13 protein-coding genes are annotated in these 13,178 nt (G+C 33.5%); 2 read left to right on the plus strand and 11 right to left on the minus strand.

The window, feature by feature from the left end; all coding sequences use genetic code 11:
• Positions 1-80: 80 nt before the first annotated feature.
• The 11 genes from GF867_RS08075 to GF867_RS08125 form a co-directional block, all read right to left on the minus strand.
• Positions 81-572: a thiol peroxidase gene (locus tag GF867_RS08075; RefSeq protein ID WP_153832594.1), complete on the minus strand. Its 492-nt coding sequence runs from the start codon at positions 570-572 to the stop codon at positions 81-83.
• Positions 573-665: 93 nt separating this feature from the next.
• On the minus strand, positions 666-1,880 hold the full coding sequence (thiI, locus tag GF867_RS08080; protein WP_153832595.1) for a tRNA uracil 4-sulfurtransferase ThiI: 1,215 nt from the start codon (positions 1,878-1,880) through the stop codon (positions 666-668).
• 14 nt (positions 1,881-1,894) lie between these two features.
• A complete protein-coding gene (locus tag GF867_RS08085) occupies positions 1,895-3,031 on the minus strand; it encodes a cysteine desulfurase family protein (protein ID WP_153832596.1) in 1,137 nt (378 codons plus the stop codon).
• Positions 3,032-3,259: 228 nt separating this feature from the next.
• The gene (locus GF867_RS08090; protein WP_153832597.1) at positions 3,260-4,984 is read right to left on the minus strand and encodes a septation ring formation regulator EzrA; all 1,725 of its coding nucleotides are present in this window, start codon (positions 4,982-4,984) and stop codon (positions 3,260-3,262) included.
• Between the two features lie 285 nt (positions 4,985-5,269).
• The gene (rpsD, locus tag GF867_RS08095; RefSeq protein WP_153832598.1) at positions 5,270-5,878 is read right to left on the minus strand and encodes a 30S ribosomal protein S4; all 609 of its coding nucleotides are present in this window, start codon (positions 5,876-5,878) and stop codon (positions 5,270-5,272) included.
• A gap of 278 nt (positions 5,879-6,156) precedes the next feature.
• Positions 6,157-6,825: an amino acid ABC transporter ATP-binding protein gene (locus tag GF867_RS08100; RefSeq protein WP_153832599.1), complete on the minus strand. Its 669-nt coding sequence runs from the start codon at positions 6,823-6,825 to the stop codon at positions 6,157-6,159.
• Positions 6,826-6,836: 11 nt separating this feature from the next.
• The gene (locus GF867_RS08105; protein ID WP_153832600.1) at positions 6,837-7,472 is read right to left on the minus strand and encodes an amino acid ABC transporter permease; all 636 of its coding nucleotides are present in this window, start codon (positions 7,470-7,472) and stop codon (positions 6,837-6,839) included.
• Between the two features lie 24 nt (positions 7,473-7,496).
• Complete coding sequence (locus GF867_RS08110) at positions 7,497-8,297, minus strand: amino acid ABC transporter substrate-binding protein (protein ID WP_153832601.1); 801 nt, start codon at positions 8,295-8,297, stop codon at positions 7,497-7,499.
• Positions 8,298-8,700: 403 nt separating this feature from the next.
• Positions 8,701-9,408 (minus strand): 5'-methylthioadenosine/adenosylhomocysteine nucleosidase, encoded by a 708-nt coding sequence (locus GF867_RS08115; protein ID WP_153832602.1) that lies wholly within the window; start codon positions 9,406-9,408, stop codon positions 8,701-8,703.
• A gap of 28 nt (positions 9,409-9,436) precedes the next feature.
• Positions 9,437-9,973: a hypothetical protein gene (locus tag GF867_RS08120; protein ID WP_153832603.1), complete on the minus strand. Its 537-nt coding sequence runs from the start codon at positions 9,971-9,973 to the stop codon at positions 9,437-9,439.
• A gap of 37 nt (positions 9,974-10,010) precedes the next feature.
• The gene (locus tag GF867_RS08125) at positions 10,011-10,583 is read right to left on the minus strand and encodes an NUDIX hydrolase (protein WP_153832604.1); all 573 of its coding nucleotides are present in this window, start codon (positions 10,581-10,583) and stop codon (positions 10,011-10,013) included.
• Positions 10,584-10,796: 213 nt separating this feature from the next.
• Between GF867_RS08125 and GF867_RS08130 the strand changes: the two genes are divergently transcribed.
• Together GF867_RS08130 and GF867_RS08135 are read left to right on the plus strand one after the other, a co-directional pair.
• On the plus strand, positions 10,797-11,879 hold the full coding sequence (locus GF867_RS08130) for a 5-bromo-4-chloroindolyl phosphate hydrolysis family protein (RefSeq protein WP_153832605.1): 1,083 nt from the start codon (positions 10,797-10,799) through the stop codon (positions 11,877-11,879).
• Between the two features lie 13 nt (positions 11,880-11,892).
• Positions 11,893-13,140, plus strand: a complete 1,248-nt coding sequence (locus GF867_RS08135) for a toxic anion resistance protein (protein ID WP_153832606.1) — start codon at positions 11,893-11,895, stop codon at positions 13,138-13,140.
• Positions 13,141-13,178: the final 38 nt, after the last annotated feature.

Here is a 13,178-nt window from a genome sequence, read left to right on the forward strand (position 1 = left end):
TTATAATTCTATATACTATGAAAAAGTAGCGATAATACCGTAAATTGGTACCATCGCTACTTAAAATTATTCTACGTGTCTTATAGTTTTTCAGCTATTTCCAATGCTGGTTTATAGTCTGGTTCGTTAACAACTTCATCGACAATTTCAACATACTGAATTGTTCCTTCAGAATCAACTACAAATACAGCACGAGTTAATAAGGCATTACCGTCTAAATCAATATCTAAGCCATAAGCCTTACCAAATTCTCCCTCAGCATCCGTTAATGTTGTAACATTTAATTCGTTATCTGAATTCCACTGATTAAACTCTTCAACAGTATTTCTACCTACAGTTACATATTGAATATCTTTATCACTTGTTACTTCATCAAAGCGTTTTGTTTGTAATTCACATGTACGAGTCAAAACGTTAGGAATTACACTAATAATTGTAACTTTACCTAAGAAGTCAGCTAATTCAACTGTTTCTCCTTTGGCGTTAACTAATTTGGCATTAGGTGCTTTTTCTCCAACTTTTGGTTGAACACCTTGAACTTCTAATGGATTACCATCAAATTTTACTTGCATTATGCATCTTCCCTTCATCTTTCTACTTATTAAGTATAGTATAACATTGAAAGATTCGAACACATAATTGAATGCTTACTGATAAATAATTAATTACAGTAAACTGTCAAATTCCGCTAGTTGTTCTTTTAAATAAAATTCATCGATTGTCATGATTTCTGTATTCATGACTGCATCAGCTACTAAATCCTCAATATTTAAAGCTGCTTCCATTTCTTGAATTGTATGTAACTTAGGTTTCGTTTTTGGTTTCTTCGGAGCAAACACTGTACAACAATCTTCATAAGGTTCATTCGAAATATCATACGTTCCAATTTTCTCTGCGATTGCAATAATTTCATTTTTATCTACTGCTATTAATGGTCTTAAAATTGGAGTAGTCGTCACTTCATTAATAACACTCATGCTCTGTAGTGTTTGGGAAGCTACTTGACCTAATGATTCTCCGTTAACAATTGCCATTGCTTTATTTTTTACCAATAATTGATCCATAATACGTAACATTATACGACGCATCACAGTCATTGAGAAATCTTCATGTATGTGCTCTTTAATTTCTTCTTGGATTTTTGCAAAAGGAACATTATGGAATTTAATTGGTGTTCCATAACGCGATAGTACTGCCGTTAATTTTTTGGCCTTTTCTAATGCTTGTGGGCTCGTATAGGGTGGACTACTAAAGTGCACTGCTTCTATTTCTAAACCGCGTTTAATCATTTGATAGCCTGCGATTGGAGAATCAAAGCCTCCTGATAACATTAACATTCCTTTACCACTTGATCCATAAGGTAATCCACCCATACCTTGAACAGAAATTAGACTCAAATAGGCAGCATCACGTTGAATACTTACTGTTAATTTATAGGTAGCTTTTTTCATTTCGACGTGCAACTCAGGGAAGCGTTCACCGATTACATGACCAACTTCTCTTTGAATCATCATCGAATCTAATTCAAATGTACGATCAGATCGTTTTGCTACTACTTTAAAAGAAGCATTTTCTTCAAATGTTTGTGCTTCAAACAATTCAATACCTTTTGCATAAATTGCTTCCATTGTTTTCTCAACACGATAAGTAGGTTCAAAACGTGCAATACCTGGTACATCCTTCAATACATCGATGATCGTTTCGTAACTTGCATGATCCCATTTCACATGCATAAAGTCGTGATGAGGTAAAACTTTAACTTTTTCAATGTCTTTCGTTTTATGACGGATTTGATCTGCCATCTTATTTTGAAACATTTTTCGATTTTTACCCTTAGTAGATAATTCACCATAGTGAATTAATATTTGTTTTTGAGACATAGTTTTCTCCTTAATTACTTATTAAATTTTTGCGACACAACTTCGATTGCATTTATTAAAGCTGTAACATCTTCATCGGTTGTAGTATGCGACATACTAATTCTTATAGCTGAGGTAGATATTGCTTCTGGAATATTCATTGCTTTTAAAGTATGGTGCGCTTGATGTTTGCGACTTGAGCAAGCACTTGTTGTCGAAACAATAACGGATTTTTCTGCTAAAGCATGCACTAACACTTCTCCAGGAACTCTTTCTAGTGCTGCACAAATAATATGTTCGCTTCCTGTTTGTTCTGCGTAAACCTGCCATTTTTGACTAGTTAATGACTGACAAATTTTTTCACGGTACAATTTTAGTTTAGGTTTAACAATCTCTTGCGATTCTTTCGATAAACGTAATGCTTTGGCAGTTGCTACAATAGCTGGTAAGTTTTCAGTACTACTTCTTAGACCTGCTTCTTGACCTCCACCATACAACATAGGTTCTGAATCAACTTTCTGGCGCTTAGCTAGTATACCAACACCTCGAACAGAATGAAATTTATGACTAGATAAACTTAACAAATCAATTCGTTTATTTAACATATTCTCGAATTGTGTTGTGACACTTTGAATACCATCGACGTGCCACACTATTTGTGGAAAGTCTTTAAGTAGTTCCGCGATCGCATCGAGGGGTTGAATACTTCCCACTTCATTATTAACGGACATTGTTGAAAGGATTAATACATCTTTGGTTATTAATTGTGCTAATGATTTTAAGTCTAACACTCCATCTTCATCAACTGGAGCTAATTCAACGATATAGCCCATACGTTCAATCATTTCAATTTGAGCAGTAATTGAAGGATGCTCAATACTTGAAATAATAACTTTTTTCCTTTCAGAATGCAGTGATCCTAAAGCAGGTAAAACAGCTTGAAAAACCCAATTATTTGCTTCAGTTCCACTAGAAGTAAAATAAATTTCACTTTCTTTATAATCTAAAAGTTCTGCTACTTGTTGTCTTGCACTGTTTAATAAAGCTTTAGATTTTTCACCCATAAAATGAATACTTGACGGGTTAGCAAAATAATTTATAGCAACTTCTTGCACTACTTTCATTACTGTTTCAGAGGGTTGTGTTGTTGCACTATTATCGAAATAAAACATGATTGGACTCCTTTATTTTAAAAACTCAATCTATCTGCTTAGTCATTATAGCGAAGTGAATTAAACTATTCTAGAGTTGAATTCACTCATGTAGAGTAACTTGAAAATCTCCCTACTCACCTTGTCTTTACTGTTAATTGATGTGTCTTTATTACCTAATGTCTTAGTTCCTATTTACAGAACAAAAGACAGAAAGGCTAAGCCGCTTCTGTCTTCTATCTATAAATATTAATAAATTCTAGCTTGTTTTTCTTGATGATACATACGTCTTACTTGTGTAGGACCATCTTGGTCAACACGACGTAATGCTTTCTCAATTATAGCTAAACTTTCTTGATAGCGGAATTCGCGATGGAATAAATATTGCGCTTCCTTAATCGCTTGATCCATTTCAGGGTAATCATAACGGAATCGATTACTATGTTGAATCATATATTCTGTTAACATAGCACTATCAATAATATCTTCTGTTAAAGTTTCAAGTTGATCTAAATGAGTTTCTAATTGCTCTGCTGTATGTTCAATTTCACTCATGTCAATTCTAACACGGTTTAATTGTTTCGATAAGCTTTCAATTTCATCCGTCACTTGGTAGAACTTAGCGTAGTAATCTTCACTTAAACCTGGTAAGTGATATTTCTCAACTTTACGTTTGATGTTTCTTAAATCTAATTCATATAAATCTAAGTTACTTTTGATTTCTTTTTCTCTAACTGTTAAATCAGACAAATTCTCAACTAACTTACGTTGTTTATCATCAATCTCATCAAATCGTTTTTGTAGTTTCTTGATTACTGATTCAATTTTAGTATAGATGGCATTATGTTCGTTAATTTCTGTTGATAAATCACGGAATTTATTTGCTTCAATACGAATCTGATCTGTTAATTCTTTAACTTGATCTAACTCACTATTGTGTAGAATATAACTCTGTGCAATACGATCAACTTCAATTCCCGCATAACGATTATTTTCTTCAACTTTTTTTATTTGATCGCGTAATTGACTTACGTTTTTATTAACAAATTCTTTAGCTGCAACTTCTGATTCTAATAAATCATATAAAGAATTAATTTCTCGATCAGCTTTATCCATTAAAGTTTTTGCATCAGCTAAGTCTGCGTTTTTAATTTCTTGTTTAGCATTATTTAATTGTTCCTGAATTTCATCAATCTCTTCAGGCACATTAATATTCTCAAAATTATAACGGCTCTCTAACATACGTTGGTAGCCTTCACGCAAGTCAGCTAATGAATCTTCATAATCATTTTTGATTTTGTCATACATGTTTGGAATCTTTTCAAGAATTTCCTCTAGGCTCGTCATATCAGATTCAATTGTATCTAACATGTCTTGCGCTTCAAGGTGATCTCCATTCGTTGTATATTCGTTATACTTCGTAAAGTTCAACTCTAAATACTGAATGTTTTTCTCTAAAGTTTCAATAGCAGGACCATAATCAAAACTTTGGTTCATAATGCTTTTACGGGCTGTATTGTATCTCTCTAATAATTGTTCATTACGCTCTTGGTTTGCTTCATCCACAGATAATAATTCTGTTAGTTGTTCGTGTAACTCATTCACTTGAACCTCTGTTTCATCAAGAATTTCTCTTGCTTGATGGACAGCTTTTTGAGCTTTGACTAAGTTCATTTGCTCAAGGAATTGTTCTGAACCAACTAAAGCAGATTCGATTTCAGTGAATTGAAAGTTTGTAATGGTCTGCCAAGTCGCAACTAAACTTTCATATCTACGCTTAGTTTGACCTGATAAATTCATGTTCTTCAACGTATATAATTGATCAGCAATTGAAATTGCCATCATTTTGTCTTTGCGTTCTTCCAATTCTCTAATGTCTTTATTGCGCTGGGTTTTGAAATAATAAATTACTCCGTAAATAACCAGAACAATGACGACTATAATAAATAGTATGTCAGTAAATCTCAATTGCATTCTAGTTCGCTCCTCTGTTCCATCGTAATTATCTTAATTGGCAGTAGATGAATTTAATCCGTAATTAATCACTCTATATTATAGCATTACAAGTGGTTTAATTAAAGCGAAACAGTGTATTATTAACATTATTTTTCTTTATTTTATAAGGATTCCATCCATCCAACAACGATGAGCAATTTGACTTATCACTATTTTTAATACTAATTCACTTATGATTAAGTCATAAGAAAACAGGTAAGAACCTAGAGATTCCTACCTGTTGCGATAGCATTAATTTAGTGATTAGCCTAATTTGTTGTAGTATTCAACGACTAGAGCTTCATCTACTTCTGCGTTTAATTCACTTCTTTGAGGTAAGCGAGTCATTTTTCCTTCCATTGCTGTTTCATCGTAAGAAACGAACTCTAAACGAGTTACCATGTTTTCTAATGCTTCTTTAACGATAGCAATGTCACGAGAAGATTCACGTAAACCAATTACTTGTTCAGGTTGAACTAAATAAGATGGAATATCAACACGTTTACCATCGACAGTAATGTGACCGTGGTTAACTAATTGACGAGCTTGACGACGAGTAGTCGCAAAACCTAAACGGTAAACTAAGTTATCTAAACGAGTTTCTAGAATAACCATGAAGTTCTCACCGTGTTTACCTTCTTTAATTTTACCAGCTTTATTAAACAAAGTAGCGAATTGACGTTCGTTCATTCCGTACATGTGACGTAATTTTTGTTTTTCTTGTAATTGTAAAGCATACTCAGAAAGTTTTTTACGTTGGTTACCATGTTGTCCTGGTGGGAATGGGCGTTTTGCTAATTCCTTACCTGTTTCTGTTAATGAAATACCTAGACGACGTGATAATTTCCATGATGGACCTGTATATCTTGACATTAAGATTCCTCCAATAATATGTTTTATGGAGTAAAATAATAGTTAAAAAAACCGAATGCGTGCAGTTTAACTTCAACTTTCGCTTTTGCAGCCGCAGTTACTGATTGACCTTTTCATAAGGCGTTAGACTGTTGACGCGCTTTCTTTTTTTTCGCTGCATTATTTTACACTCCTACTATTATAACGAAACCTGCTAGTATTTCAAGTGTTATTTTTATCATTTTATAAATAAATACACCTCATACCGACATAGCAAGTAAGAGGTGTATTATTTGATACTAATTTAAGAAACTTGTTGATTCAATTACTTGGGCTCGACTGCCTAATAACTCCACTAATGTTCTGTCATGTGTAATAATTAAAATCATCATACCTTGAGCTTGCAACTGCAAAATTAAATCTGCAACTTTAGCCACGGTTTGTTCGTCTAAAGCTGAAGTTGGTTCATCAAAACATAGAATACTCGGATTCATCATCATTGCTCTTGCAATGGATACTCTTTGTTTTTGCCCCCCAGATAATTGTCTAGGCTTCATTAACTCTTTATCCGGTAAGCCCATTTGATTAAGCAATTCTTTAGCTTTAACAATCAGCTCCTCACGACTTCCCATTTTATTTGATAATGGTGCTAATAATAAATTTTCTAAAACACTTAAATTAGGAAACAACTGATAATCTTGAAATACTAAACCAATTCTGTGTTGGTATGCTTTAACATCATTAGACGATTTATATACACCATCTTCTACTAAAAGAACACCATCTATTGAAATTGAACCTTGATCGACTTTTTCTAAATTATTAATCATTCTAAGCAGTGTTGTTTTACCACTACCTGACTCTCCTAAAACAATCGTAATTTGTTCCGGGGTCACTTCGAAATCATAATTATCAATGATTAAATTTGACCCAAATTTTTTTGATATACCTTCTACTTTTAAACTCATCAGGTCTCCTCCTAATCTTCAATCTTTTGTTCAATTTTATTCAGAATAAATGTAGTAATTCCCGTAAATACTAGATAGATCACACCAACGTACACAAACGGCAATAAGCTAGCGCTTTGATTAGCCAATGTACGACCAGTTTTTAATAGCTCGTCTAAACCTAGAATATAAATTAATGACGTGTCTTTAATTAAACTAATGACTTCGTTTCCGACTGATGGCATCACAATTTTCCACAGTTGGGGTAAAATCACTTTGCGTAAGCCAGTAAAACGATCAATTGACAATACTTTCAAAGCCTCATATTGAGCATTGGGTATAGCATTTAAACCACCTCGGAAAATTTCAACGAAATAAGCAGCATAATTAATAATTAATGTAAATAATGCTGATTCAAATCGTCCTAACACAATTCCGACAAAGGGCAAACCGAAAAAGACAAACATCATTTGTAATAATAATGGTGTGCCTCTAAACAGATAGACATACACTCTGATAATGCTCCCTAACCATTTGGGTAACTTTTGCTCGATCAAAGCTAATATAAGCCCTAAAGGTATACTTCCAACTAAAGTAAGTATAAAAAATAAAATTGTTGTCTTAAATCCTTCCAATAGTGGCTCCAGCATTGTCAGTGATTCCATCATGTTGCACTTCCTTTTTTGCGATTATTATTCTTCTTCTGATTCGATTTCAGTGAACCAGTTTGCTTTAATTTCTTTAAATGTTCCATCTTCGATGATTTCAGCTAATGTTTCATTGAATTCTTTTACAAATTCCTCATCAACTTTACGGAACCCAACGCCATATTCTTCTTCGCCAAAATTATCTTCTAAAATTCTGTAGTCTGCTGCTGATCCATTTTGTTCTAAGAAATAGCTAGCTAATGTTTCATCTACAACAATTGCATCAACGCGACCATTGTTCAAATCACTAAATACTTCAATAAATGTCGCATAAGTTACTGGATCACTACCTAATGTTTGAACAAACTCTTCATCTGCTAAGATAGCCTCTAATGAAGCAGATTGTTCTTGAGTAGCTAATACTTTACCAGCTAAATCTACTTTACTTACGACTTCGCTATCTACAGGAACAATAATAATTTGACGGTTTTCAATATACGGTGCTGAGAATAAAACAACTTCTTCTCTTTCAGGAGTAATTGAGTAACCATTCCAAATCATATCAATATTCCCTGTGTTTAATTCTGTTTCTTTCATACTCCAATCAATTGGTTGAAATTTAAACTCAACATCCATGCGTTCAAAAATTTCAGCTGCTAAGTCCAAATCAAAACCAACGTGTTCGCCTTCTTCGTTTTTAAACCCAAACGGTGCAAAGGTATCATCAAACCCAATAACAACTTCTTTCTCACGATCAATTACTTGATTAGCTTGAGCATTTACAGTGTTTGGAGCGACCATTAACAATACCATTAAACTTACTAAGAATTTTACCATTTTTTTCATAACAATTCCCTCACTTTAATAATTTTTATTCTTATTTGCCTAACAACAACATCAGTCGACCTACTTAGATAAAACCAAAAAAGGCGTCCTTCAATCCAATTAGGATTAAAGGACGCTTAAACGTGGTTCCACCTTTATTCATAGTCTTTTCACAAAGACTATCTCAATCAGTTACTATTAATAACTGTAGCGATAACGTGGCAAACGGTGAAAAATAGTTTATCTTTAAGCTGTGTCTTCATAGGCTATTTAGATTTGCTTTTCAGCTAACGCAAACTCTCTGTCAAAATAGTGCCCTATCTCTTTGTCTTAAATTATCTCAAAACATTAATCACTTTTTTATTTAAGATAATAATAAGATATCAAGTGTTTTTTGTCAACCTTTTTAATCATATTTTAATAATTATAGTTTTAAGTCCGCTGGAATTGCTTCAATAAACTTCGTAACTAATGAAGCCGACATCTTACCCGCAAATAAAATGAATTGATCAAATGAAATACTTGCTTCTGAATCTGCACTATCTGAAATAGCGCGAATAATAACAAATGGAACACCTAACACGTAGGCCGTTTGCGCAATTGCTGCAGATTCCATTTCCGCAGCTCTTACCGTTGGGAAAGTTGTGGCAATTTCATTAATTTTCTCTTTCGAATTAATGAACTGATCACCACTAGCAATTTGTCCTACAATCGGTTCAATATCGATTTCTCGACAAGCTGCTTGTGCAATTCTTAATAATTCTGTATTCGGGTAATAAACATTAGGCATACCAGCCATTTGACCTGGTTCATATCCAAATCCTGTTACATCCACATCGTGATGTACTAAAGAATGAGCAATCACTAAGTCTCCTACTTTTAATGCTGAATCAATTGCGCCAGCTGATCCCGTATTAATCATTGCTTCTACTTCAAACTTCTCTTTTAAGAGCATTGCACTAACTGTGGCATTTACTTTACCAATCCCTGATAATACAAGCACTACATCGTGGACACCCAGGCTTCCACTCGTGAATTCATAACCATAAAAGTTTTGTACTTCTTGGTTTTGGATAACCTCTTTTAAATAGCGAATCTCTTCTTCCATCGCTCCAATAATTCCAATTTTCATACTTCTCTCCTTAAATCTTTTAAATTATTTATACCAAAAACGCAATCAATAAAATTGCTATTAATAATACACCCACGACAATGATTCCGTTTGTTAAAAAACGGTCGATTTTTGCACTATACTTTGCTCGTTTACCATCTATTGGGGCTTTTTCCAATTCATCAAACATTTCACTTTCATTTTCTGTAATCATCTCATCTGATTGCTGTTTAAAGTATTCACTTCTTGATGGATAAATTTCTTCTTTGTCTTCATATGAATAAGTATCATTCAATTCGTCTTGTAAATGATCATCACTTGAAGGGTGACTATAATAGTTTTCCTCATCATAGTAGTTTGACGGTTGGTCGAACTCTTGGTACCCTACTGTATATTCTTGATTATCTTGGATATATTCAGGAGATTCATTCCAATTATCATTATCCATCCCATTTTGATTATACTCTTCTGAATAATTTTCTATTCCACTATTTTCAATAGAGTTCTCTCTTGTTGTTTCGTGTTCATAATCCAAATATTGATTATAGTCACTTTGTTTTTTTAGCTTTTTTGTTCGGAAATCCATTTTATATTTACTCCTTTCCGATATTACTTTAGCAAGTTTACTGGTTTAACCAGATTTGTAAAGCATAAAGTGTTTTTAAATCCTTAATCTCACCTTTTGCCATCATCGTTTTAATTTCTGCTTTCGTGAATTCATATACAGTTACATCTTCATCTGCATCCTGAGGTAATGGATTGTCAACTTTCACCAACTCTGACGCATGAAACAACGTAATTTCTTCATTAAGATAACCTGGCGTTACATAAAAGCTCGCAATTTTTTCAATACGTTTTGCTTGATAACCCGTCTCTTCTTCTAGCTCTCGAAGCGCGCCGACTTCGGCTACTTCAGTTGCTGAATCATGGTAATCTAAAATTCCAGCTGGCACTTCATAAATTTCTTCAACAATGGCTGGACGGTACTGTTTAACGAGTAAGATTTTATTCTCTGATGTTACAGCAAGTATTGCAGCTGCTGGTTGATGGTGTAATAATTCTCTAGAAACAATCTGACCACTATCTAACTTGAGTTGATTATGATAGAGTCTCAAAATTGCGCCGTCAAAAATTAATTCACTCGAAACCATTCTATCATCTTGTAAAAAATTTATATCTTTATTCTCAACATTCATCTTATTATACTCCTCTTATTTATCATTTATGTATCAATTCTATTGTATAAGCATCTTCATTATAACTTAATCCGTCTTTAGTCTCGATTCTTTTATAAAATTGTTATCAAAAAGAAAAATCAGAGATAAGCCTCAAGTCCGATATGATAGATTCTAACTTATGGTAATCTATTATTGTAAAGCAATAAACTCAATTTTAAGGAGGAAATACTTATGTTATCTTTTGGATATGCATTTTTTTGCATACTAGTTTTAATTATTAGCGGCATTTATGCCCACCGTTTAATCAACGGTAAAAACCTAACACCTAAATATAAAAAGAAAATCCAATTAAGTCTCGGCGTTTTAATTTTTATTGCGGTGGCTCTGTTAATTTTTGGAATTGACTTTTTACATATTACATTTTTACCAACTTATGTCATATCAATCGTCTTAAGCATCATATTAAATAGCTTCTTATTAACGTTGATTTTTAATAAGTTACAAGAGTCGTTTCATTACCCATTGCTAAAAATAATCTATTATATTGGCATCACTTTTATCTTTTTAACATCTTTTACTATTTACCAAGGTGGTTATGGTTTATCATTTGAACCCACTATAGTAACTGCAATCTTAGTAATTGCTTCGTCAATTGCCGTTGGTGTGATGATGTTATTTTTCAAAGCGTATAAAAACCTGCGCAGTGGAAATGTTACATTTAACAATTTCCCTCAAGCTTTTACTAATAAAGATAAAATCCAACATTATTACGATCAAGGATTAAACGACTCAGAGATTGAATACTTCCGTTCTCAAATGGCCGTTGCACGCGATCAAATCAAATCCATTGAATCAGGAGTTAACCAGACTGCTAAACTCCGTGCAATTGAAGTTCGTTACAATACAATTGAAGTCTTACAAAACTTCTTTAAAGACATTGTTGAAGAGCCTACTCGTTTCACTCAAGCAAGTCAATTTCTGTATAAATTCTTACCTTCGTTAGAAGATTTGATTCAAAAATATAATGAAATTAATGGTCATGTCGCCAAAAACAAACAAACTTACTTGATTTTGGAACGCAGTGCTCAAACCATTGAACAAATCTGCGAACAAATCACGGATGAATATGTATTATTCCATGAAGAAACGTATAAAGAGATGCAAGATGAGATTAAATTAGCTAATCGTAATCTTTCACGTAAAGCTGCCCGTCAGAATATGAACCAAGGACAGGATTCTGATTCCATAGCGGATACTGTAAGTGATATACTTAAGGAAAGTAATGATTGGTTGGACGATAATAATGACATTTAACAAGGAGGACATTATGACTGATAACAAAGATACTTCGCTAGATATTTTCGCTGAATTAGATGCTCGGATGAGTCCTGAATTCAATGAGCTGCTCTCAAATCCTTTTGATGAGCAAATTAACAATGAGACAAATACCTTGCAATCAGATTTAGCTGATGCTGCAATCTTAGCTCAACGTGCAGTCACTACGGAAAAGTTAATCGACCGATTACCAGAACATCGTCAAAAACAAGCTCGTGACTTAGCGAATCAAATTGATGAAACTAAAATGTCTGCAGTTATTGCCTATGGATCTAATGCTCAAAAGAAATTGAGTGAGTTTTCGCATAATATGCTAGCGACCGTACAATTAAAAGATACTGGAGAAATCGGTGATGTATTAACTGATTTAATGCAGATGCTGGAGAGTTCAAATCCTAAAGATTTATCTGCTGAACCTAATGTATTCAAGCGGCTATTTGGCAAAGTAAAATCTTCAATTACTGAAACTCAAATGAAATATCAACAAATCGGTAGCCAAATGGATAAAGTTGTGATTCGTTTGGAAAGAGAGAAAAACGAATTGTTGAACGATAATATGATGTTAGAGCAACTTTATCAAAAAAACAAAGATTATTTCGAGGCTTTGAATATCTACATTGCAGCAGGTGAATTAAAAATGCAAGAAATGCAATCAGATATTATTCCTAAAGCAATTGAAAAAGCAAGGGAAACTAATAGCCAGATGGATGTACAAGTTGTAAGTGACTTAAATCAATTTTTAGATCGTTTAGACAAACGGACGCACGACCTACGTTTAACTCGTCAAATGACTATCCAACAAGCTCCTCAAATAAGAATGATTCAGAATACGAACCAAGCCTTAGCTGAGAAGATACAAGTATCTGTACACACTGCCATTCCCCTTTGGGAGAATCAGATTACAATTGCTTTAACTTTACTACGTCAACAAAATGCTGCCATTTCGCAAAGACAAGTATCTGAAACAACGAATAACCTTTTAACAAAAAACTCAGAAATGTTGAAACAAAGCGCTATCGATACAGCTCGTGAATCTGAACGTGGTGTGATTGACTTAGTGACATTGCAGAAAACTCAATCTAATTTAATTCAAACAATTGAAGAAACATTAAAAATTCAGCAAGAAGGACGTCAACAACGTGCTGCTGCTCAGTTAGAATTGGAGAGCATGGAAAATCAATTGCGTGATAAATTATTAGAAATATCAGACCAACAAAAAGCGATGCAAATGGAAAAGTAGTCATATATTAATAAAGAGTCGGTTTTATGATTATCCCA

Origin of the sequence: Fundicoccus ignavus, from assembly GCF_009659375.1 — a bacterium.
Classification (GTDB): domain Bacteria; phylum Bacillota; class Bacilli; order Lactobacillales; family Aerococcaceae; genus Fundicoccus; species Fundicoccus ignavus.